The organism is Pseudoalteromonas sp. S1608 (assembly GCF_005887265.1).
In the GTDB taxonomy this organism is placed as follows: Bacteria; Pseudomonadota; Gammaproteobacteria; order Enterobacterales; family Alteromonadaceae; genus Pseudoalteromonas; species Pseudoalteromonas undina.
Window position 1 is genome coordinate 87,070 of sequence record NZ_PNDK01000003.1, and the last position, 24,590, is coordinate 111,659.

The following is a 24,590-nucleotide window of genomic DNA, read 5'->3' on the forward strand; positions in this document are numbered from 1 at the left end:
TAAAAGTCAGCTTAATTACTATTAAAAAGTCGTGTTTAGTAAGCTGCTTGTTGATGACGTTTTAAAGAATATCGCTAAATTTATCTAGAGTCGCTTATCTAGTTGTGAGTGATTTATTTATAAGGTTTTTATTTTTTTTGTTGTTTTAAATTAGATAGTTAGTCACAAACCTTATCTGTGAATATAAGGTTTTAAATTAACCTAGCTATATTAAAAAGTGTACCTGTGGTAGGGTTGTTGAAAAATAAAAATATGTAAAACTATGAATTATCAAATCGGACCTTGGCAATTTATTAGTAATCGCTGTGTGATTACTTCAAACAATATGGAAAGGGAATTAGACCCACTTTTAGTAAAGCTATTACTGCACTTTATAAATAAGCCTCAACACATTGTTTCTCGACAAGAGCTTATTGAAAGTGTGTGGCAACAGAGCTTTGTTGATGATAATGCGATTAACCGTGCAATCTCAGAGTTAAGAAAGCAGCTTGCCCACCCAACTGAAAAAGCACCGCTTTTAAAAACTCATTACCGTAAAGGTTACAGTCTAACCGTAATACCAGAGCGTTTAACGCAAACAAGCGTTTTTGAAGAGCCTGCAAACTTTTTGCCTGACTCACCGGATTTTTTTGCCAAAAATGAAGAGGTAGTGACTGCAACTACTTCTCAACCGGTTCAAAGAACGAATAGTAAAAAGTTTTTGATCTATTCTTTAGTCGTCATTATTTGTCTGTGCTTTTTAGTATGGTTAGGGTTGTTTTTTATTAATGCACCTTCTAGCGAAAAGATTAAACAGATCACGGTTAATAAGGTAGCAAGCACGTGGAATATAGGTAGTGAAGTTCACCCTGAATTATCCTCAGATAAACAATATTTAGCTTACACCAATATAGAACCTGAAAATGACGTAATGCATGCATTTGTAAAGCGACTATCTGATCAAAGGGAAGTTGAAATTACCTACCCTGGCTTTCAGGTATCTATTTTATCGTGGCAATTAAATCAGCACTCAGTGTTATTACAAGCTACCAATTTAAAACAACAAAAGTGTGAAATGGTACTCGTTGATCTAAGCCAGTTTCCTGTTATAGGGGAGGCTACCTCTATTAAAAAGTGTGACTTTAGATACACAGGTTATGCGCAAGTAGACGAAAGTGGTGAGCATATTTATTACACCGAATATAAAAATGAGCATGATGGTTCAGGCTTATATAAATTTGATTTAGAACTTAAAAAAGAGTTTATAGTGATCCCACCGCCAGGTGTAATGTACGGCGCGATCATGCCGCGTTTATCTCAATCTGGTAATAAAATAGCGTATATACTTAGTCAAAAGGGTAAGCCTTTTTCTGTATTTAGTTACGACTTTGAAACCCACGAAACCAAGCGCTTATTTAAAGCAAAGAAAAGTATAATTAGCTTCGCGTTTGACTGGCTTGCAGACGATAAAGGCATAATAGTATTTGAAGGAACACAGCTTTCAACCATTATATTTGAAGAAAAAAGCACTGTTAAAAATACACTAACAGTAACCCCAAATATAACTCCTTATTATATAGCAGTGCACTCTGCCAATAGTCTTTTTTATTCAGAGAATAAAACCCAATCATACTCGCTAATTAAAGTAACAGATCCTTTTGGCGATACACCTAAATATGAAACGCTCTATAAAAGTGATAAAGACGACTACAACATTATTGAAATAGTTAATAAAGAAGGGCCTGCGCATGTTTTTGTATCTGAGCGTTCTGGCAGCAGTCAATTATGGCTCTCTCAAAATGGTTTTACAAAGCAACTCAGCTTTTTTAATTATGATGATGCCCCTTCGACTTTTGCATTAGGAATGCTCAGAGCTTCTCCCAATAAGCAGCGCATAATGTTCATAAAAAATAAAAGCTTTTTATTTTATGACGTAAACACTCAAAAAATTTATCCATTAGAAGAATTTAATAAACATGAAATAGTAAGCTATATTTGGTCAAAAAATAACGAAAGCATTATTTATATTAAGCGCCTTGGTACAAAAAATATATTGGCAGAGTTTAATTTACTAACTCGTGATACTCATGTAATAGAAGGAATAAAAGCGAATAAACTCATTTCAGATAGTAAAGGTAACGGCTACGTAACCAATGATAATCAGTTAATTCGCTTATCCGATAGGCAAAGCTGGGAATTACCTAAAAATGCCAAAAAGTCAGTTGCATATGGGATCAGTAAAGACTATTTCTATTATTCAGATTCTATTTCAAGAATCGCTAGACTAAATTTACAAGATCAAACCATACAAGATACACACGTGGACTTTCGACCTATTGGTTTTGAGGTAAACGAAAGCAATGAAATATTATTTACGGGATCTAAGTATAAAGATATGCAAATAGTACAAATTAGTTGGGGCGAATAGCGCTATTCATTATGCAGAGAGAGCCAGTGCCCGTGCTGAGAAAACATTAAAAGCAGTTTATGATGCGGTTGGGTTTATTCCACGCCTATAAGCCTGTTTTTTTGTATTTTAATGTTTCATAGCTGAAATACCGGCAGATTCACAGGCTCTAACTATAAATTGATAGCCATAAGGCATACTTTGATCAGGCGTTATTTCAACAATTTCGTAATCATTGAGCTCAATTGACTTACTCTCTTTTGACTTTTTACAGCGAGAGTAGCTATCTGCTTCATAACTATAGGCAAACATAGCAATTAAGCGTTTACTGCGCTCAAAGTAGCCTTTAGTATCTAAAAACTGCTTAACTGTCTGGGTATTATCGTCTTCGCCTTCTAAGCGAATACCAAATGTTTTTGTCTGAGTTTTGTCATTGTCTGAAGAGGGAAGTTTTTTTTCTATCTGTTCACTTAACTCTTCTATTGCTTGTTCCTGTTCTGCGGGTGACTTATTCGCAATAGACTTACTATTTTCAAAATTCTTTACGATGTCGTTTAATACTTTTTCAGGCGGTTTGTCATCAATGAACGCGATTAAACTTACAAACACCACAGTAGCTAAAAAAAAGCGCGTAAATGCAGTGAGAAGCGGCGAATAGCTTTGACTGATAAATTTAATACGATCAGAGCCAAAGGGTTTTATAAGCAGTAAAACGATGATGTAAAATGGCAAAATAAGCTGTAAGCCGAGTAAGGTTGCTAGGGTTATCCCCAGTGTCCAAGGCGGTAAATATAATAAAGTGGCAAAGTTGTGGGTGTAGTTAAAATGATTAGCTGATACTTGCGTTACTTCATTCACTATACCGCTTGCACCTGCTAGAACAAAGTTAGCAATACTGGCATAAAATACCAAAATAAGTGCTTTGCCAGCGAGTGAATTCCAGAGCTGATTAAACTTGGGCCAAAACTCTACGATTAGTGCAACAATGGTGATGCTGGCGCACAACCAGGTTAACTTAAAAATAGCTAAACTTATAAGTGCAAGAAGGTAAAGCTTTTGCGCGGTGTTAAGGTTAAACCATATGCTTTTTATATGACTCAGCAGTTTAATTTGGTGTGGTTGCCAGCTTTTTTGCTGTTGCTTAAACTGTTTATTAGCACGCCATTTTGCAACTTTTAAATACCTTAACACCGGCTTTCCTCAAAGTGTATTACTGCTATTTATTTAATAGCGGTTTTAAGTAGTGCCCAGTATGTGAGCGCTGACATTCCGCCACTTCTTCTGGTGTGCCTGCAATCAGTATTTCACCGCCGCCAGCACCACCTTCAGGGCCTAAATCAACGATCCAGTCGGCTGTTTTGATTACATCTAAGTTGTGCTCAATCACTACAATGGTATTGCCATGATCGCGTAGGCGATGAAGCACCACTAATAACTGTTCAATATCAGCAAAATGAAGCCCCGTGGTTGGCTCATCAAGAATGTACAAGGTTTTTCCAGTATCACGCTTAGAAAGCTCACGTGCTAACTTAATTCGCTGTGCTTCACCACCCGAAAGTGTTGTAGCGGCTTGACCTAAACGGATATAAGAAAGTCCAACATCCATTAGGGTTTTAAGTTTACGTGCAATAGCCGGTATTTTATCAAAGTAGTCATGGGCATCTTCAACGGTCATGTCGAGCACTTGGTTGATGTTTTTGCCTTTATATTGTACTTCTAAGGTTTCGCGATTATAACGTTTACCCTTACACACATCACACGGTACATATACGTCTGGTAAGAAGTGCATTTCTACTTTAATAACGCCATCACCTTGGCACGCTTCACAACGGCCACCTTTAACATTAAAGCTAAAGCGACCCACTTTGTAACCACGTGAACGGGCTTCTTGAGTACCCGCAAACAGCTCACGAATACCAGTGAAAATACCAGTATAAGTGGCAGGGTTTGAACGCGGTGTGCGGCCAATAGGACTTTGGTCAATATCAATTACTTTATCAAAGTGCTCAAGTCCTGCAATTGACCCATAAGGAGCTGCTTCTGCAGTAGTTGCGCCGTTGAGTTCTGTGTGAGCAAGTTTAAATAAGGTATCGTTAATGAGCGTTGATTTACCCGAGCCAGATACACCGGTAATACAGGTCATTAAGCCAAAAGGTATTTTTAAATCAACATTTTTTAAGTTATTACCAGTAGCACCAAACAGCTCTAACCATTTATCGTTAGTAGCATGGCGCTCTTTAGGTACTTCTATTTTACGCACGCCCGATAAAAACTGGCCGGTAACCGAGTCTTTGCTTGCTAAAATATCATCGCGTGTACCTTGAGCAATAACATGGCCGCCATGTACGCCAGCACCTGGACCAATATCAATAATATGATCAGCGGCGCGAATAGCGTCTTCATCGTGTTCTACAACAATAACGGTGTTACCCAAATCGCGTAAATGAACTAAGGTTTTCAATAAACGGTCGTTATCACGTTGGTGCAAACCAATTGAAGGTTCATCCAGTACATACATAACACCCACTAACCCAGCACCAATTTGACTCGCTAAACGAATACGCTGTGCCTCACCGCCTGAAAGTGTGTCGGCGCTGCGCTCAAGTGATAAGTAATTTAGGCCTACATTTATTAAGAACGATAACCGGTCGCGAATTTCTTTTAGAATTTTTTCGGCGATTTGGCCTTTTTGCCCAGTTAAATGCAAACCTTCAAAAAAGCTCATCGCCTCACCAATACTCATATGCGTAATGGTTGGCAAGTTAGTTTGACCAATAAATACATTGCGTGCTTCTTGGCGCAAACGTGAGCCTTTACAACTAGGGCATGCTTGGCTGGTTTGATATTTGGCTAGTTCTTCACGCACTGAGTTTGATTCAGTTTCACGGTAGCGGCGGTTCATATTGTTTAACACGCCTTCAAATACATGATTACGTGTAATTAAATCACCGCGGTCATTACGGTAATTAAATGCAATTTTAGTATCACCAGAGCCATCTAAAATAATTTTTTTATGTTCTTTTGCAAGCTCTTGATAAGGAACATCTAAATCAAACTCGTAATGCTGTGCAACCGCTTGTAACATTTGATAATAGTAAAAGCTGCGTTTATCCCAGCCTTTAATTGCACCGCCAGCTAAACTTATTTCAGGGTTATGAACCACGCGATTAGGGTCAAAGTATTGTCTTACGCCTAAACCATCACAGCTTTGACAAGCCCCTGCAGGGTTATTGAACGAAAATAAACGCGGTTCAAGTTCGGTCATCGCATAGCCACAGGTTGGACAGGCAAAATTTGCTGAAAACAGCATTTCTTCAGCACTGCTATCGTCCATAAAAGCAATGTTGGCAACGCCGCCTGACATTTCAAGTGCCGTTTCGAATGATTCCGCAAGACGTTGTTGCTGGCCGTCTTTGACTTTAAAGCGATCCACCACGACTTCAATAGTATGCTTTTTATGTAAATCTAGCGGTGGTGGATCGGATAAGTCGCATACTTCACCATCTATACGAGCGCGAATGTAACCTTGACTGGCAAGCTGTTCTAATAGTTTTACATGCTCACCTTTACGGTCTTTAACAACAGGAGCAAGTAGCATTAACTTAGTGCCTTCAGGCAGCGCTAATGCGGTATCGACCATTTGACTAATTGTTTGCGCTGCTAAAGGAAGATCATGAGTGGGACAGCGAGGTTCGCCAACCCGTGCAAACATTAAACGCAGGTAATCGTAGATTTCAGTAATGGTTCCCACGGTTGAACGGGGATTATGCGAGGTTGATTTTTGTTCAATGGAAATAGCAGGGGAAAGGCCTTCAATATGATCTACGTCAGGTTTTTCCATTAATGACAAAAACTGCCTTGCATAAGCAGAGAGTGATTCAACATACCGGCGTTGCCCTTCTGCATATAGCGTATCAAATGCAAGTGATGACTTTCCTGAACCAGATAAGCCAGTGATAACAATTAGTTTATCACGTGGGATGGTTAGGCTGATGTCTTTTAAATTGTGCGTGCGGGCGCCTCGGACTTCAATGTTTTCCATGCTATCTCGTTTATTGCCAAAATTATTTGTTCAGTATCGCATAATACGCTGCAATATTAATCCTTGATCATTGAAAAAATCCTTAGTTATAGACGATTAATTATTGCCAAGCTTGTGATAGAATCCTTGCCTAATTTTTTCACACAGTAAGATCACGCAAATAATGACCGCATCTTCACTTAATTCACGAGAGAAACGCGCCGCCGTATCGTTAGCGAGTGTGTTTGCATTTAGAATGCTTGGCTTGTTTATGCTGATGCCTGTTTTAGCTATTTATGGTCAATCGCTTGAAGGCTTTTCACCTATATGGATAGGTTTTGCAATTGGTGCGTATGGTTTAACGCAGGCCGTATTACAAATCCCAATGGGAAGACTATCCGATAAAATTGGCCGTAAAAAAGTGATTGTAGGTGGTTTACTTGTATTTGCTTTAGGCTCAGTGATTGCTGCTTTGGCCGAGTCTATACAAATGGTGACGGTAGGACGTGCCTTACAAGGTATGGGTGCTATCGCCAGCGCACTTTTAGCGTTTGCATCAGACTTAAGCCGTGACGAACAACGACCAAAAGTCATGGCAGTGATTGGCATGAGCATAGGTATGAGCTTCGCCTTCGCTATGCTACTTGGGCCAATTGTGGCAGCTTCATGGGGTATAGCCGGAGTGTTTTGGTTAACTGCTATACTGGCTGTATTAGGAATTTTTATTGTCACTATGCTGGTGCCTAGTGCAATAAATAAAGCCCCTAAAGGCGATACACTTGCCAGCTTTAGTGACATTAAAAAGCTAATTAAACATCCGCAGCTTGCGCGTCTAAATGCAGGTGTATTATTGCTGCATTTAACATTGACGACTATTTTTGTAGTATTGCCAAGTCAACTAATTAAAGATGGACTTGTGGCTGAAAACCATTGGCAGCTTTATATCCCGGTTTTATTTTTAGCGTTTTTTTTGATGGTGCCGGTAATGATAGTGGCAATTAAAAAAGAGAAAGAAAAACAAGCCTTTATTGGTTCAGTGATGGTCTTAATAGTCAGTATGTTAAGTATGTCGATATGGGCCAATAGCGTTGTTGGCATTGCGGTTTGTATGCTGTTATATTTTGTTGCTTTTAACTTTTTAGAAGCCACTATGCCGGCTCTTGTGTCTCGTATTGCGCCTGCAAGCCAAAAGGGCTCCGCTATGGGTGGGTATTCATCTAGCCAGTTCTTAGGTGCTTTTTTAGGCGGTATGTTGGGTGGGTATGTAGCACAAACCACCAGTACGCAAGCTGTGTTTGCGGCGGCGGCACTTGTTGGGGTAATATGGCTTATTATTGCGTGGAAAATGCAAGTCCCACCGAAAAGCAAAGTTATTAGTTTAATGACCCAATTAGATTCTGAAGAGCAGGCACAAACACTAGCTTCTCAGTTAGTTGCTTTACCCGGTGTAATAGAAGCAACCGTAGTTCGCGATGAAAGTCGAAGCTACTTAAAGATTAATGATAAAGAATTTGACCTAGACCAAGCCCGAAGAGTGGCTGGTTTAATCTAACGTTTATAGGAGATGGTTCCATGGCACGCGGTGTGAACAAAGTAATTTTGGTTGGTAATTTAGGGCAAGATCCTGAAGTTCGTTACATGCCTAATGGTAATGGTGTAGCAAATATTACCTTAGCAACTTCAGACAGCTATAAAGATAAAAACACTGGCCAAATGGTTGATAAAACTGAGTGGCACCGTGTGGTATTTTTTGGCAAATTAGCTGAAATTGTAGGCGAATACTGCCGCAAGGGTTCACAAATTTACGTAGAAGGTAAGCTTCAAACTCGTAAATGGACTGACCAACAGGGCCAAGAAAAATACACCACAGAAATTGTTGTTGATGGTTTTACAGGTCAAATGCAAATGTTAGGTGCACGCGGTGGCGACCAACAAAGCGGTGGCTATCAAGGTAACCAAGGTGGTCAACAAAGTGGCGGTTATCAAGGTAACCAAGGCGGACAGCAAAGCGGTAGCTATGGTCAAAATAACCAAGGCCAGAATAGTCAGCAAGGCAGTTATGCTCCACAGCAACAATCTGCACCTGCCCAGCAGCCGGCTCCACAACAAAATAACCAGTACCAACCACAGCAACAAGGTGGCTTTGCACCTCAGCAAAATAATGCACCACAACAGCAAGGCGGGTTTGCTCCTAAGCCGCAAAATGCACCGCAAGGTGGCGCATCAAACCCTATGGAACCAACAATCGACTTTGATGACGATATTCCGTTCTAACTTCCAACTTTTTAGTTTAAAAAGTTTTAAAAAAAAGCCCTGAGTAATCAGGGCTTTTTTATTGAGGCTAGTTACCATACTTTCGCTTATCTTTATATGAGTGAATAACTCTCATTAGAAATTTATACATTGTTTTAAGGTTTACAAAGCATAGCAACGTCAATCTGTTTAATTTGTAACAAACCTCCCACCTGTGCCAATAAGGTGCAGCGATTACTTATGACTAAATATAATGTTTATAAACATTAAGTATTAATAATAAAACAGCTACTAAACTTTTACGGTTGGCTTGTGCAATTGCAAATAGTAGACAACACTTTAATAACTTATTTAATGAGCGGGTAAGTTATGAAAGCCAGTCAGTCTCAGTTTACTAATTACGCTAGTGCCTTATTTTACGCTCTGTGTTTTATGCTATTTGTTATTTTTAATAGTGGTTTAAATTTAGTTTTACAATATCAAAATAAGCAAACAGGTATAGAACTCGCTAAGCAATTACAGCAGCCACTAGTGAATAAGCAACAACTTTTAACAAATACACCTTTTACCCTAGCTCCAGATAAAGTTTCTGTTTATGTTAAGCAGCAAAAGCAATACTTCAGCTCTAATTCAAAAGGGGTTTTGTTATATTCATGGCCTCTTTGGTATGCCTACAGTGACCTATTTATAATAATGAATGTGTTTATTTTGGTCATAATTTTTGCTGTTAGGCGCGCTATATTACTCAAAACGAGAGTAAATAACTCAATGGTATTAAAGCGTAACCAAAGCGATGGCTATAAAAAAGTGTGTTATACGCCTAAAACAATGCCTTCACTATCGGTATTAAAGACAGCAGCCAAGGAGCAGAAAACAATTGGCTATAATATATTTGCACTCATTCAATGCGAATGTCATTTTGATATAAATACGGACTTACAAGCGACTCTTAAAGTATTACTAGCAAAAGATTTTACCAATACGGCTGTAATATCCGTTAAGTTATTAACAGCGGGTAATTTTGCTTTTACTCTCAAAGGGGTTAGTGCGATTGAGAAAGCAAATTGTGCTAAACATTTACATCAATGCATGCTTAACGCAGCCTATATTTTAGCCCCTAGAGTGGCTGACGAGAGTATAAAGTTAGGTGTGTGTACTTACTACTCGAATGCTGATCAGGTGATGGTGTATCAGCTTGCCAGATCGTCACTCACACTATCAATGCAAAGTAGAGTGAAGCATTATCATCAATTGGCACTCAATTGCAGTCACCTTAAGGTGGCTGATGAAAACTTGGTCAAGCAGGGAATTGAAAAGCAAAAATTAGCGATTTTATTTCAACCTGTATACGAGTTGGATAGTGGCATTATTATTAAACATCATGTTTTAATTAAAAGTAGCGATAAGACAAATAAACAACTATTTAATCAAGATTATATAAGTCAGTTTTACAATGAGGATGAGGCGCTATTACTAGACCAAGCAGTTGTTATGCAAGTTAAAAAACTGCTGTTAATAGAAAAGTCACCGTCTGTTATTAGTATTAAATTGCATCCTAAAAGTTGGTTTAATAGTGAGTTTTGGGGTTGGCTAAGTAAACATATGAGTGAATTGAAAAGCGTGCATACGTTACAGTTTTTGATAAATGAGGCTGATTTCTTAAATAACCAAGATCGATTGCAGGCTGCTTTTTCGGCCATAACAGCGCTCAACTTTAATATCGTTATAGATGAGGTCAGAAGTAGTAAAAGTATATTTAACTTCACCCATAATAAGCAAATAGTGGGGCTTAATTTGGCCTATGAACTTGTTCATGGAATAGATCATAATTATTTCCAGCAAAAATCTGTCAGGGGAATTGTGCATATTGGCAAATTATTGAGTCTGCCAGTGGTGGCCTCAAGTGTAGAAACGTATCAGGAACTGCAATTTTTAAAAGCGATAGGTGTTAGTACTGCACAAGGGGGGTATTTTTCTGGATTATTACCCGACTTCACTCAAGTTGCATTTCATTAGCTAATTAAACAAGTCCACGATATTTTAGCCCGTCTAAACCTTGCAGCCCACCTGTATGAATTGCAATAATTTTGCTGCCAGAGGGAAAGTAGTCGTTGTTAATGAGCTGCCAAAGTGCATACATCATTTTACCGCTGTAAATAGGCTCTAGTGGTAACTGATATTGTTGCAACATATACTGGCAAAACTGCCACAGTTCAGAGGTAAAACGACCATAACCGCCATCATGAAACTGTGTAAGTAATTGCCAATTATTTTGTGATTTAGCTCTAGGGCTAAGGGCTCGTATTTCGTCTCTCAGGTAGTCGGCTTGTTTTAAAACGGCAATACCTAGTAGGGTGCTTTTATTTGAGCTGCCCTCTATTAAGCCCGCCAAGGTTCCACCACTGCCAGTAGGACAGATTAAGTAGTCGTGCTCTGGTAAACTTTGGGCAAGTTCTTTACACCCCTCTAAAGCAAATTCGTTAGTGCCTCCTTCAGGCAAAATATACGCATTGGGAAATCGAGCCTGTAATGCCGATAAGTATGCTTTATCATTTCGTTGTCGGTATTCTAATCGATTAACTGCATGTAATTGCATGCCACATTGCTTTGCAAATTTTAACGTTGGATTATTGAGGTCAAGATCAGGTCCGCGCACAATTGCGTGAGTTACTAGGTTAAATTCTTTTCCTGCGGCTGCACACGCGTGAATATGATTCGAAAAAGCGCCACCAAAGGTCAGTAACTCTGTTTTGCCTTGTTGTTGCATGCGAGCTAAATTGTATTTGAGCTTACGCCATTTATTACCACTAATAACAGGGTGCAATAAATCATCACGCTTAATGTTTAACGTAATGTTTTTTTCTGCTAGCAATTTGTTACTAATTGGTTGTAAATAACTATGTTCATTAATATTGAATGGTATTGGCATTATCACTCTTTTTTATTAGTTACACGGTGAATGTGCTGCGGAATAACGTTATTTTGACTCAAATTTTATTACTTAAGCAAACTAAAAAATATGAATACGCCGCTAAATTGGTATCTTTTGGGCGTAAATGGCAGATAAATATCGATGTTGTTAAATAAATTAGCTATTTAGTACAAATGAAACGGTTATTTACTGGCATGAAACGGGATAATAGTTGTAAACTGAGATAATAAATGAACAAAGCTTGTGTTTTGTGCTTCAAGTACATAGCATAAGGTTTTATTATAAAAAATAATAATAACCAAATAATTGCCGCTTTTTTGGGACTGGAATATATGCGAATTGCTCCTTTATCTCTGTTAATTTCTGCTAGCTTTTTTGCCAGCACAGTATTTGCACAAGATACAACTACTGTAAACAGAATTGAATCAGAGATTAATACGAAACAAACAGAATACACTCGTTCAACAACGATGCTCGATAAATATTTACAAGAAGAAAATCAGCTTCAAACCCAACTTGAACTGCTAAGAGCGCGTTCAACACAACTTGATAAAGAAAAAAATCAAGCGTTAGATGCGATGAATGATATGTACCGACGCTTAATTGATAACCCGTCGCTTGATATCACTTCTGCACAATCGCGTTATCAAAAAGCCGTTGTTGATCAAGAACAAAATAAAAATGATATTTCTATGCAATTGGCGGCAATTGCATCCCATCTAAAAGATATTGAGCAAATTCGCGCTGATAAACATGCACTTCAGAACACCATCGAAAGTTTAAAAGTGCAATACACTACTGCGCGTGTAGAGCGACTGCGCAATGAGTTTACCCGCGAGGGAACACTCGAGGTCGATCATACCCTTAATTGTAAGCGTACTGAAACACTCGCTGCATGTGAACAACGCGGCCAGCAGATGGGGCTGAAAAAAGCCACTAATCGCTTTTTAGATCAAATTTTTGAAAACCTTACAGAAAAACGTCTTGTTGAACCTAAGCGAGACATGTCAGGGGCACAAGTACAGATTTTAAGTAGTCACGTCATTAAGAGCGCATTTAGCGGCCAAGGTGATTACAACGTCAATTTAAGCGTTACTATGCGTGGAGATGTAAACAGTAGTCGTTTATGTCACTTATTAAGTGTAAATAATAGTTTTTGTTCAGAGTATGGTACCCCGCTGACAAATACTTATCAGCCAGCTTATAGCACTACTTTTTCTGATAGTCAGTTAACATTCAGCGATAATACGGATAATAAAGCGGTCGCTAAAATAGTTAATAAAAAGCCTAAAGTGGTCGCTGAACAAAAGAAAGATCAGTTAATTCAGTTAACTTTGCGTTCTAACGTACATGGTGATGAAGTTTTTATTAACGACATTAGTGTAGGTTCAACTCGCTTAGTAACAAGATTACCGCGTGGTTTGCATAAATTAGAAATACGCAAAGAGGGCTACATCCCTTATAAAGCACGTATTGACTTAAAAAAGACACGCACGCTTTTTGCTAAGTTAGAAAAAAAGTCAGAGTCGATTGCTGCACCGACTAAAAAGCGAGAGCAAATAATACAAGCAGATTGTCCTAAGGGAATGGAAGTTGATACGCAGCCACCAACAGTGGATTCGTCAGCCGTAATAATCCCTGTTGGCACATTTAAAATGGGCGATATTAACGGCAATGGACTGGAAAACGAGCGTCCTGTTGTTGAAAAAACGATTAGTGAATCTTTTGTCATGCAAAGTAAAGAAGTCACTGTTGGCGCATTTGAGAAGTTTGTAAACGAGACACAATACAAGACTGAAGCTGAAAAAGGCAAAGGCTGTGCTTATTATCTAAATGGAGAACCCGTTTGGGAAGCGAGCTTAAATTGGCGAGCTCCAGGGTTTGAGCAAACAAATGATTTTCCAGCTGTGTGTTTGACAAAAAATGATGCTACGGCTTACGCAGAATGGTTTTCTGATAAAACAGCACAAGTGTATCGTCTGCCAACTGAGGTTGAGTGGGAATATGCTGCGCGTGCAGGTACAGATACTGAGTACCCTTGGGGTAACGAAATTGGTAAAAACTTAGCAAACTGTGGTTGGTGTGGTAGCGAATGGTCAAACAAACGCACCGCTCCGGTAGGGTCTTTTTCTGCAAATGCATTTGGCTTATACGATACAGTGGGCAATGTATGGGAATGGACTAGTAGCACAGAGAATAAAAAAAATACTGTGGTTCGTGGCGGCGCATGGAACTTTGCTCCTAGCCTCGCTCGTGCCTCAACGCGTTTAATCCTAGCGCCAGATTTTAGAGCTAATTACATTGGCTTTCGCTTAATGAGCGAACAATAATATTTAATGAGGAAGCACACGCTTCCTCTTTTTAATGATTACAAAGACGGCTGCGCTTTATATTGCTCATTACATTGAGAATGTTAAAGTAAGCGCAACTAAAATAAGAACGAATTTCAAAGGTCATCCAGCCTCATGTTTAAAAAACTCCGTGGTATTTTTTCAAACGATCTATCGATCGATTTAGGTACAGCCAACACACTAATTTATGTAAAAGAAGAAGGGATTGTATTAAACGAACCTTCAGTTGTTGCTATTCGTCAAGAGCGTGCTGGTGGGCCTAAAAGTGTTGCATCTGTAGGTACAGAAGCTAAGCAAATGTTGGGGCGTACACCTGGTAATATTAAAGCTATTCGTCCGATGAAAGATGGCGTGATTGCTGATTTTTATGTGACCGAAAAAATGCTCCAGCACTTTATTAAGCAAGTGCACAACAATAACTTTATGCGACCAAGCCCACGTGTACTTATTTGTGTGCCTTGTGGCGCTACACAGGTTGAAAAGCGTGCCATTCGCGAATCAGCGATGGGGGCAGGTGCTCGTGAAGTTTACTTAATTGAAGAGCCTATGGCTGCTGCAATTGGTGCAGGCTTACCAGTATCTGAAGCAACGGGCTCTATGGTTGTTGATATTGGTGGCGGTACAACCGAAGTGGCTATTATCTCACTCAATGGTGTTGTTTATTCGTCATCTGTTCGTATTGGTGGCGACAAGTTTGATGAAGCCATTATTAATTATGTACGTCGTAACTTTGGTAGTTTAATTGGTGAAGCCACAGCTGAGAATATTAAACACCAAATTGGTTCTGCATTTAAAACAGACGATCCAGTAGAAATAGAAGTGCGTGGTCGTAACCTTGCAGAAGGTGTTCCTCGTTCGTTCACACTTAACTCGCATGAAATTTTAGAAGCATTACAAGAGCCGCTAATGGGGATTGTAAGCGCTGTCATGGTTGCACTTGAGCAATCACCTCCTGAACTGGCATCTGATATTTCAGCACATGGCATGGTGTTAACTGGCGGTGGCGCATTACTAAAAGATTTAGATCGCCTACTCATGGAAGAAACTGGCATTCCAGTAGTTGTTGCTGATGATCCACTTACATGTGTTGCTCGTGGCGGCGGTAAAGCGCTTGAGATGATTGATGTGCACGGTGGTGACGTTTTTAGTTACGATTAATGAAATCAATGTTTGAAAAAACAATCTCTTTGCAACTGCGACTTTTTGTCGCAGTGCTTTTGAGTATCGTATTGATCCTTGGGGATAGATACACTAAGGGCGGTGAGAATATTCGCACCAGTTTGAATACCTTAGTTAGTCCGCTCATTTATGTTGCCAATCTACCTTACGAAGTATTTAGCTTTAGCGCTAAGAGCTTGCACACCCGCGAACAGTTACAAACTGAAAATGAAGCCCTGAAAAAAAAGCAAATATTGCAGAGCGAGCAAATTCAGCAATATGAATTCTTAGCAAAAGAAAATCAAAAATTACGAGCCTTAATGGGCTCGTCCTCAAAACACACCAATCGTAAAATTATTGCTCAAGTACTTTCTGTTCACTCAAATCCTTATAGCCACCAAGTGGTGATAAATCGAGGAACCACCGATGGTTTAAGTGAAAGCCAAGCAGTGATTGATGATATGGGACTTGTGGGGCAGTTGACTAAAGTGGGCTCAACCACTTCAAGAGTATTATTAATTACCGATACCACCCATGCTACGCCTGTACGTATTTTACGTAATGACGTGCGAACAGTGGTTGAAGGTATTGGTAAAATTAACGTACTGAAACTGTCGCATGTGCCGCATAGTTTAGATGTACGTATTGGCGATGTGTTGGTTACCTCTGGCCTTGGTGGTACGTTTCCTGAGGGCTATCCGGTAGCGGTGATCACCGAAATAACCCGTGATGAAGGACAACCTTTTGCGCAAGTATTTGCTGAACCTATAGCTCAATTAGACCGAATTCGATTATTAGTCGTGTTATGGCTAAATCAGCAGGAGTTGATGGGAGATGATTAATCGCCATATGCTATTAATTGCGTTAAGTATTTTCTTTGCATTGGTAATGGCTTTGATGCCGTTACCCTTTTCACTTGAACCATTTCGCCCTGACTGGGTGCTGCTGGTACTTATGTACTGGTCTTTGGCTTTACCGCATCGCTTAAACATAGGTACGGCTTGGGTTGTTGGATTAGTGATTGATTTAGCGACCGGTTCTTCTTTAGGTGTAAACTCATTAACCTACTCGGTGTGTATTTTTGTTACGGCAAGTAACTTTCAAAAAATTCGCAATTTTTCATTGTGGCAACAAAGCCTTTTAATTGGCTTATTTTTAACGCTTTATCATTTAATGCAGTTTTGGTTAAATCATTTTTTACTTGGCGTTTATTTTAGCCCACATTACTTATGGCCTGTATTAACAGGTATGTTGAGTTGGATATGGGTATTTTTATTACTTAGAAAATACCGTAGACACTTTAGGATCAGATAATGACTTGCGCAGTATATTTAGCCTCCGCGTCTCCCCGCCGTAAAGAGCTTTTAACCCAGTTGGGTATCGAGTTTTCACAATTTAGTGTTGATGCCGATGAAAGCCAGCTTGCTAACGAACTCCCATATGATTATGTCGAACGTTTAGCGCGTTTAAAGGCACAAATGGGCGTAAAACAAGGATATACCGATCGGCCTGTTCTAGGTAGTGATACCGTGGTAGTGATGGATAATCAATCATTATGCAAGCCACGAGATAAAGACGACTTTACTCATACCTTAAAACGTTTATCAGGAAATACTCACCAAGTGTTAACTGCTATCGCTTTTGCCACACCAGAAAAAGTAATGAGTTGTATTGTCAGTACTGATGTTACTTTTAAAATACTCAATGATGAAGAAATAGATGCTTACTGGCAAACGGGCGAGCCTCAAGATAAAGCCGGTGGTTATGGTATCCAAGGGTTAGGCGGACGCTTTGTAACGCATATTTCGGGTAGCTATTTTGCCGTTGTAGGCTTACCTTTATATGAGACAGAACAATTATTACATACATTCTTAAGAGGGTAGCATGAGTACAGAACTACTGATCAATGTCACGCCGAGTGAAAGTCGCGTTGCCCTAATCGAAAACGGTGTATTACAAGAAATTCAGCTAGAGCGTATTGGTAATTTAGGCATAGTAGGCAATATTTACTTAGGTAAAATAAGTCGCGTGCTACCTGGAATGCAAGCCGCTTTTGTTGATATAGGCTTAGAGAAAGCCGCCTTTTTGCACGCTTCAGATATCGTCAATAGTGCCTCTATTGTTGAAGGTGTTGACGACGAGCCAATTAAAAAAGTCCAAGATATTCGTGAGCTTGTTCGCCAAGGTCAGTACATTATGGTGCAAGTGGTTAAAGATCCATTGGGTAGTAAAGGTGCTCGCTTAACCACTGATATTACTATACCGTCACGCTATTTAGTATTTATGCCAGATGCGACGCATGTTGGTGTGAGTCAACGTATCGAAACGGAAGAGGAACGCGCTAGGCTTAAAAAAATTGTTGCTGAATATGGCGACGAAAACGGCAGCTTTATTGTTAGAACTGCCGCAGAAGGCGCAAGTGAAGTAGAGCTTCGCCACGATGCTGCATTTTTAAAAAAACTGTGGGATAAAATAGTTTCTAAGCGCCGTAAAACCAGCAAAGCGAGTATTCTGCATGAAGATCTTACGCTGGCTTTTAGAACATTACGTGATTACGTGGGCGAAGATATGGAGCGCATTCGTGTTGACTCTAAGCTTACCTATCAAGAGCTTAAGCTGTTTACTGAAGAATTTGTGCCGTTATTATCACAAGTACTTGAGTATTACCCGGGCGAGCGACCCATTTTTGACTTATTTGATGTAGAAAGTGAAATTCAAAAGGCATTGCATCGTAAGGTGACTTTAAAGTCTGGTGGATACCTGATCATAGATCAAACCGAAGCAATGACCACGGTTGATGTTAATACCGGTGCATTTGTTGGTCATCGTAACCTTGAAGAAACTATTTTTAATACCAATGTTGAAGCAACCTCAGCTATTGCTCGTCAACTAAGGCTGCGCAATTTGGGCGGTATTATTATTATCGACTTTATTGATATGGTGAGCGATGAGCACAAACGCCGGGTAATGCACTCATTAGAGTCTGCGCTCGCTAAAGATCGTGCTAAAGCCAATATTAATGGTTTATCAGCATTGGGACTGGTTGAAATGACCCGCAAGCGAACTCGCGAAAGTTTAGAGCATATACTGTGTGATGTATGTCCTGCATGTTCAGGGCGAGGCTCTCAAAAAACGGTTGAGACCGTATGCTATGAAATCCTTCGTGAGATAGTACGTGTTAACCGCGCTTATGCAGCTGATAAGTTTGTAGTTTATGCATCTCCTGCAGTATGTGAAGCGCTATTAAATGACGAATATCATAACCTTGCAGAGTTAGAGTTATTTATTGGTAAGCAAGTTAATATTCAAACAGAGAGCTTATACAGCCAAGAGCAGTTTGATGTGGTAATGATGTAATGAAATTTAAAGCGGCCTGTTTCTTTTGTGTGCGCAAATTATGGCAAATAAGTGCTGTAATTTTGGTGCTACTGGCCGTCATTGTTTCTATTTTAAAATACACCTTACCCTACGCAAATGACTATAAAGGCGAGATAGAAAATTATCTTGATAGCAAGTTTGATATTAGCCTATCGATAGGCGCTATATCGGCAAGTTGGCAAGGTAATGGCCCAGCCTTAGTGCTCGAAGAATTATCATTTAAAGACAACCAAACCGCCCCTATTTCTTTAACTATTGCGAAAACCAGTTTAGAGCTAAACCTTTGGGAAAGCCTAAAGTCCCTTCAACTTAAGTCGAATTACTTTGTGATCAATGGTTTTCATACCAAGGTTAATGTCGCGAATTTATTTGTAGGCAACCAAGACGATGTATCATTTGAACAAAAAGAGTTAATAGAAGGGTTGTTTTTAGGTGAAACAGGTCATTTTGCAATAGAAAACTCCAGTATCAACTTTGTATTAGAAGATAACAAAGAACGTAAACTGTTATTAGAAAACATTGTATGGCAAAACCAAGATAAACAACACCTTGGTAGCGGTAGTCTAGCATTACCGGGTATTTCGGTAGGGAATTTTGATGCGCGCATTGCGCTTAAGGGGGAAACCTTAGAGCAAATGGTGGGTGATTTGTATGTGCAGGCTAATCAGGTTGATGTGTCAAACTGGTTAGCGCAATACATTAATACTCAAAAGCAGCATCTACATAGCGATTTAAACTTACAAGCTTGGCTTAGATTAGAGCAAGGCCTAGTGAGTGACGTAAAAGTTCAGTGGTTACCGAGCGCGGTAAATTGGCAGCTCAATGAGCAAACACAAAATGTAAGCCTAAGTGAAGGGGGATTTCATTTATACCCTGAGCAAAATAGCTGGCGATTAAAAAGCACGGGCTTAGCATTTAGTACGGGTGAAACCACTTGGCCAAGCCTTGAATTTGAAGCCTTATTGGGTAAGAAAAATAAAGTATGGCTACAGCAACTTGATTTAGCGCTATTGAGTGATTTAGCTGAGTTGACTAATTTTACCGATTTAGCCCCTTTTTTAGCACGCCAACCTAGCGGACAAATAAAGGCTGCGTACTTTGAGTTTGCCGATACAAAGCAATGGCAATTATGGTTTGATGCTGATGAAATTAGCTGGCAAGAAAAAAACGCCGTACCTGCCGCTCAATCTTTAAGAGTTAATGGGCTGGTTAATCAGCAGTATGGTCGCATTGCGATTTTTGGTGAGAACAGCCATTTAATTACAGGCGCTAGCTTTAGTAATAATATTGATTATAACCAATTAAATATTGAGCTAGATTTAGCAAAGCGCTCAGGCGATTGGTACATCAGCAGTAATAATCTTTGGCTTGATAACAATGAGGTGACTTTAAGCGCACAAATGCAGCTGAGTTTGGGTGATACGCCACGCTTAGATTTATATGCTGAAGCGTTTGCACCAGATGCCAGTATTGCTGGTCACTATTTTCCTTTAACGTTAATGAGTCCTGACTTAGTTAGTTATTTAAATGGCGCAATAAAAGCAGGCGAAGTATCAAATACTCAGGTGTTATTTTCTGGCCCACTATCAGGCTTTCCATTTGACGATGGTTCAGGGCAGTTTGATGTAATAGCACAAATAGATAATGCCACCTACCAATTCGATCCCGATTGGCCAGCAGTCACAAATGCCAATGTAAAGCTGCATTTTGCTAATGAGCGAATGGATATATATAGTCAGCAAGGCCAACTGGTAAACCTTGATGTTGGCAGCAGTGTACATGTGAGTATTGATGACTTAATGGGCGATGCGCCGTTGGTAGTTAGTATTAATAAGCAAGCAGAGCTTGAAAAAATGCACGATTTTTTTGCCGCTACGCCTTTAGCAAATCCATTGGCTGATATTTTTAATGTTGTGCAAGGACAGGGGCTTGCAAGTGCAAATATTGAATTACTAATAGGTTCACAATTTGAGGGGGGAGCCAGTGTCAGTGGTAAGGTTAATTTACTCGACTCACCTCTCTACATTTCTGCACCTGGTATTTCGCTTGAGCATTTAAAGGGCGAACTTAGCTTTAATAACCAACAAATAAATCTCACTAATGCAACGGCTACATGGCTGGGTATGCCATTAACTATTAACTACAATAGTGACGCAAACGCAGAGGATTATCTCGCTAATATAAATATAAATGCTCAGCTTGATGCACAAACACTTATAAACCGTGGGCAAGGCATTTTAGATGGTTACTTAAGTGGGCAAAGTGATGTTGATATTGCTTTGGAGCTTAATTTTACCGAGCAAGGGTTTAACTATCGTGCCCAAGTTGAATCGCCACTTATTGGCTTAAGTAGTTCTTTGCCTGGAGCATATAAAAAAAGCAGTGAGCAAGCTTGGCCACTGAGTGCAGTTATTCAGGGTGATGATATATCTAACTTGATCACCGCAAACGTTGATCAGCTAGTGTATTTTAATGCCATTCTAGACAATGCTAAATCACAGTTTAACAACGCCCACTTTATAATCGGTAACAAAGATTTAGGGCTTAACGCGCAAGATTTAGCGGTAAGTATTAACTTAGCGCAAAGTGAGTTATTACCTTGGATTGATTTAATTGATCAAATTATTAATGCAGCTAAAGCGCAGCCAGAGAGTGCATCGCCAGGTATTATGCCGCCTTTGTATGAGGTTGTTGCGAATATTAACTCTTTTAATGTGAGTGGCATGCAGTTTAATGATTTTGATATGCGTTTATCGCCCTTAAATAATAACTTGCAATTAAGGCTCAATGCTAAAGAATTACGAGCAGAAGTGTTCATTCCCAGCGAGCAATCAAGTCAGCCGATTCGAATAAACAGTGACTATTTAAGGCTTAATTTTTTAGAGGCCGAAACAGAGCAACCAAGCGAAAAATCATCTCCTGAACAACTTGCATGGCTTACAAATTTGCCTGCTATTGAGTTTGAATGTGCCGATTGTAAGATCAGCCATTATCAGCTAGATAAAGTCAGCGCCTCATTATTAGGTGATGGTAAAAAACTGCTTATTTCTGAGCTAGTAGTTGATAAGGGCGATCATATATTACGTACTAAAGGGCAGTGGCAAAATGGCCTAACAGCAATGAGCGGTGAACTTAAAAGTGATGATATTGGCGCTTTATTTAATGAATTTGATATCACCACTACCATTAAAGACTCAAACGCCAATCTAAATTATCAACTAAATTGGCAAGCGGCGCCTTATAACTTAGACATTGCTAGTTTAGACGGTGAAATTAGTTGGGATTTAGGCGAAGGCCATTTAACTGAGGTGAGTGATGGAGGCGCACGGGTATTTTCATTACTGAGCCTTGATTCATTAGTGCGTAAGCTAAAACTTGATTTTAGAGATGTATTTTCTAAAGGTTTTTTCTATAACAGCATGAAAGGTACGATGCAGATAGATAAGGGCATTGCCTATACCCAAGATACTAAAATGGATGGGGTGCCTGCCGATCTCTCGATTAAAGGGTATGCAAATTTAAATACTCTCGAAATTGACTACGACTTAGCAGTAGCACCGCAAGTAACGTCGAGTATTCCAGTAATTGTGGCTTGGATGGTTAATCCAGTAACGGGGCTTGCAGCTTTAGCAATTGATAAAGTAATTCATTCTGCGCGAGTGATCTCAGAGATCAACTTTAAAGTGACGGGTAAAATGAACGATCCTCAGGTACAAGAGTTAGATCGTAAGAGCCGAGAGGTGACCTTGCCACAAGCAGCACAAAATCAGCCGCGAGCATCCTCAGAGTTAAAACTCAAAGATGCTGAGGTTAGCGCCGCGCAATGAATAAACAACGCATAAACTCATCTCCTGCGATTATCGCATTGCAAATGTGCTCAGGCTTTAACCCTGATGATAACATTGCAGCTTTAAAGCAAGCGTTAGCTGAATTACCAAGCACGCGGCCTTTGTTAGTATGTTTACCAGAAGCGTTTTTAGTGTTTAGTAAACACGCTGGTGATACGTTGTTAGTGTCACAGCGTATTGAGCAATATAAACAGCAAATTAGTGAATTGTGTCGTAAACACAATATTTGGTTAAATGCTGGCACCATGCCAGAGCCCTATGACCAACATAAGTATTACGCTGCCTCACACTTGTTTAATAACCAAGGCGATATTGTTGCAAGCTATAACAAAATACATTTATTTGATGTTGAGGTAGATGACCAGACCGGCAGCTACCGAGAGTCCGACTTTACTCAAGCGGGCGATGAGATTGTGGTTGTTGATTCTCCCTTTGGTAAAATTGGTTTAACAGTATGTTATGATTTGCGCTTTGCTGGTTTATTTAATGCCTTAGCTCGTAAAGGCGCAGAAATTATATTAGTACCCAGTGCGTTTACTGTTCCAACAGGTAAAGCGCATTGGCAGCCGCTACTTGCAGCACGTGCCATAGAAACGCAGTGTTATGTTATTGCTGCAGCGCAATATGGAACACATGAAAACGGTAGACAAACTTATGGTCACAGCCTGATGTTATCGCCCTGGGGTGAGACATTAAGTGAAAAACCAACAGGGCTTGGTTTTATTAGTTGTACCGTAGATTTGAACCAGTTACACAAAATTAGACGAGATATGCCGCTGCAATCTCACCAACGATTTAGAGAGCCATTATTATGAATTCGGTTGAACAGCATTTATTACACGACAGCCAGCTAAATCGAGAAGAACTCGAAAAAACATTAGCTTATATTCACCAGCACAAAGTTGATTATGCCGACCTTTATTTTCAATCGAGTCATCATGAGTCTTGGGTATTAGAAGACGGCCTTGTTAAAGAAGGCTCTTATAACGTTGAACGTGGTGTTGGCGTACGGGCTGTTAGTGGTGAAAAAACTGGTTTTTCGTATTCAGACGCAATTAATTTAGAAGCGCTAAATAAGGCCGCAACTGCTGCACGTAGTATTGCCGATGCAGGTGAAGATAAAGCGGTTAAAGTATTTAGTGACGTGGCTGCTAAAGAGCAGTACGCGCCACATCAACCAATTTCTAGCATGAGCGATACCGATAAAGTTAATTTGTTACGTGAGCTTGAAAACTATATTCGCGAATTAGCCCCTGATGCTGAGCAAGTTATTAGTTCAATGTCTGCGGTATACGAAGAGGTATTAATTGCAGCCAGCGATGGCACCTTTGCCACCGATATTCGCCCACTGATCCGTTTAAACTGCTCTGTATTGCTAGAGAAGAATGGTCGCCGTGAACGTGGCGGTGCTGGTGGCGGTGCCCGCCTAGATTATGGTTACTTTAAAGAGCTTGTTGATGGTAAGCCGCGTTGGATGGGTTTTGCAGAAGAAGCCGTTCGTCAAGCTAAAGTAAACTTAGAAGCTATTGATGCCCCTGCAGGTACTATGGAAGTGGTATTAGGTAATGGCTGGCCAGGTGTGTTGTTACACGAAGCGGTAGGCCATGGCCTCGAGGGTGACTTTAACCGTAAAGGCGCGTCTGCGTTTAGCGGTAAAGTAGGGCAAAAAGTTGCTTCAGAGCTGTGTACAGTGGTTGATGATGGTACTATGGCCGATCGCCGTGGTTCACTTAATGTAGATGACGAAGGCACGCCTGCAGCCTATAACGTACTTATCGAAAACGGTATTTTAAAAGGCTATATGCAAGATAAAATGAACGCGCGTTTGATGGGGGTAAACCCAACAGGTAACGCACGTCGTGAGTCATACGCGCATTTACCAATGCCACGTATGACCAACACTTACATGTTAGGTGGCGAGCACAGCCAAGCTGATATTATCAGCACTGTTAAAAAAGGCGTGTTTGCCCCTAATTTTGGTGGCGGCCAAGTGGATATCACCTCAGGTAAGTTTGTGTTTAGTGCCTCAGAAGCTTACTTAATTGAAAATGGTAAAATTACTCAGCCAATTAAAGGGGCAACATTAATTGGTAATGGCCCTGAGGTTATGCAACAAATCTCTATGGTAGGTAATGATTTAGCGCTTGATAAAGGCGTCGGTGTTTGTGGTAAAGACGGTCAAAGTGTACCAGTAGGCGTTGGCCAACCAAGCCTGAAAATAGATAACCTAACAGTAGGTGGCACGGCTTAATTTTTATAACTG

General features: G+C 39.9%; 16 protein-coding genes. 13 read left to right on the top strand and 3 right to left on the bottom strand.

Annotated features, from left to right (window positions below):
- Positions 1 to 262 precede the first annotated feature (262 nt).
- Positions 263 to 2,407 carry a transcriptional regulator gene (locus CWB75_RS02385; protein ID WP_138569791.1) on the top strand — a complete coding sequence of 715 codons (2,145 nt, stop codon included), beginning with the start codon at positions 263 to 265 and terminating at the stop codon, positions 2,405 to 2,407.
- Between the two features lie 108 nt (positions 2,408 to 2,515).
- On the opposite strand, the gene CWB75_RS02390 is transcribed toward CWB75_RS02385, so the two are convergent.
- Both CWB75_RS02390 and uvrA read right to left on the bottom strand, forming a co-directional pair.
- A complete protein-coding gene (locus CWB75_RS02390; RefSeq protein WP_054202535.1) occupies positions 2,516 to 3,577 on the bottom strand; it encodes a hypothetical protein in 1,062 nt (353 codons plus the stop codon).
- A 25-nt stretch (positions 3,578 to 3,602) separates the two neighbouring features.
- Positions 3,603 to 6,428, bottom strand: coding sequence for an excinuclease ABC subunit UvrA (uvrA, locus tag CWB75_RS02395; RefSeq protein ID WP_075170529.1), 2,826 nt, complete (start codon positions 6,426 to 6,428; stop codon positions 3,603 to 3,605).
- A 163-nt stretch (positions 6,429 to 6,591) separates the two neighbouring features.
- Here uvrA and CWB75_RS02400 point away from each other — a divergent pair, with 163 nt between their 5' ends.
- The 3 genes from CWB75_RS02400 to CWB75_RS02410 all read left to right on the top strand — a co-directional run bounded on the left by CWB75_RS02400 (position 6,592) and on the right by CWB75_RS02410 (position 10,676).
- Positions 6,592 to 7,959 carry an MFS transporter gene (locus CWB75_RS02400; RefSeq protein WP_138569792.1) on the top strand — a complete coding sequence of 456 codons (1,368 nt, stop codon included), beginning with the start codon at positions 6,592 to 6,594 and terminating at the stop codon, positions 7,957 to 7,959.
- 20 nt (positions 7,960 to 7,979) lie between these two features.
- Positions 7,980 to 8,681, top strand: coding sequence for a single-stranded DNA-binding protein (gene ssb, locus CWB75_RS02405; RefSeq protein WP_008467569.1), 702 nt, complete (start codon positions 7,980 to 7,982; stop codon positions 8,679 to 8,681).
- A 348-nt stretch (positions 8,682 to 9,029) separates the two neighbouring features.
- A complete protein-coding gene (locus tag CWB75_RS02410; RefSeq protein WP_138569793.1) occupies positions 9,030 to 10,676 on the top strand; it encodes an EAL domain-containing protein in 1,647 nt (548 codons plus the stop codon).
- A 4-nt stretch (positions 10,677 to 10,680) separates the two neighbouring features.
- On the opposite strand, the gene CWB75_RS02415 is transcribed toward CWB75_RS02410, so the two are convergent.
- Positions 10,681 to 11,589, bottom strand: a complete 909-nt coding sequence (locus CWB75_RS02415) for a 1-aminocyclopropane-1-carboxylate deaminase/D-cysteine desulfhydrase (protein ID WP_010390464.1) — start codon at positions 11,587 to 11,589, stop codon at positions 10,681 to 10,683.
- 335 nt (positions 11,590 to 11,924) lie between these two features.
- Here CWB75_RS02415 and CWB75_RS02420 point away from each other — a divergent pair, with 335 nt between their 5' ends.
- The 9 genes from CWB75_RS02420 to tldD all read left to right on the top strand — a co-directional run bounded on the left by CWB75_RS02420 (position 11,925) and on the right by tldD (position 24,578).
- The gene (locus tag CWB75_RS02420) at positions 11,925 to 13,922 is read left to right on the top strand and encodes an SUMF1/EgtB/PvdO family nonheme iron enzyme (protein ID WP_138569794.1); all 1,998 of its coding nucleotides are present in this window, start codon (positions 11,925 to 11,927) and stop codon (positions 13,920 to 13,922) included.
- Positions 13,923 to 14,057: 135 nt separating this feature from the next.
- Positions 14,058 to 15,101 (top strand): rod shape-determining protein, encoded by a 1,044-nt coding sequence (locus CWB75_RS02425; protein WP_008113726.1) that lies wholly within the window; start codon positions 14,058 to 14,060, stop codon positions 15,099 to 15,101.
- A complete protein-coding gene (gene mreC / locus CWB75_RS02430; RefSeq protein ID WP_010390466.1) occupies positions 15,101 to 15,943 on the top strand; it encodes a rod shape-determining protein MreC in 843 nt (280 codons plus the stop codon). The genes CWB75_RS02425 and mreC overlap by 1 nt, the downstream gene beginning before the upstream one ends.
- Positions 15,936 to 16,415 (top strand): rod shape-determining protein MreD, encoded by a 480-nt coding sequence (mreD, locus tag CWB75_RS02435; protein WP_010390467.1) that lies wholly within the window; start codon positions 15,936 to 15,938, stop codon positions 16,413 to 16,415. Before mreC ends, mreD begins: the two co-directional genes overlap by 8 nt.
- The gene (locus CWB75_RS02440; protein ID WP_138569795.1) at positions 16,415 to 16,984 is read left to right on the top strand and encodes a Maf family protein; all 570 of its coding nucleotides are present in this window, start codon (positions 16,415 to 16,417) and stop codon (positions 16,982 to 16,984) included. The genes mreD and CWB75_RS02440 overlap by 1 nt, the downstream gene beginning before the upstream one ends.
- A gap of 1 nt (position 16,985) precedes the next feature.
- Positions 16,986 to 18,458 carry a ribonuclease G gene (gene rng, locus CWB75_RS02445; RefSeq protein ID WP_010390470.1) on the top strand — a complete coding sequence of 491 codons (1,473 nt, stop codon included), beginning with the start codon at positions 16,986 to 16,988 and terminating at the stop codon, positions 18,456 to 18,458.
- Entirely contained in the window at positions 18,458 to 22,306 is a 3,849-nt protein-coding gene (locus CWB75_RS02450) for a YhdP family protein (RefSeq protein WP_138569796.1), read from the top strand. The genes rng and CWB75_RS02450 overlap by 1 nt, the downstream gene beginning before the upstream one ends.
- Complete coding sequence (locus CWB75_RS02455; RefSeq protein ID WP_054202527.1) at positions 22,303 to 23,142, top strand: carbon-nitrogen hydrolase family protein; 840 nt, start codon at positions 22,303 to 22,305, stop codon at positions 23,140 to 23,142. Before CWB75_RS02450 ends, CWB75_RS02455 begins: the two co-directional genes overlap by 4 nt.
- Positions 23,139 to 24,578 (top strand): metalloprotease TldD, encoded by a 1,440-nt coding sequence (tldD, locus tag CWB75_RS02460; protein WP_055012250.1) that lies wholly within the window; start codon positions 23,139 to 23,141, stop codon positions 24,576 to 24,578. The genes CWB75_RS02455 and tldD overlap by 4 nt, the downstream gene beginning before the upstream one ends.
- Positions 24,579 to 24,590 lie beyond the last annotated feature (12 nt).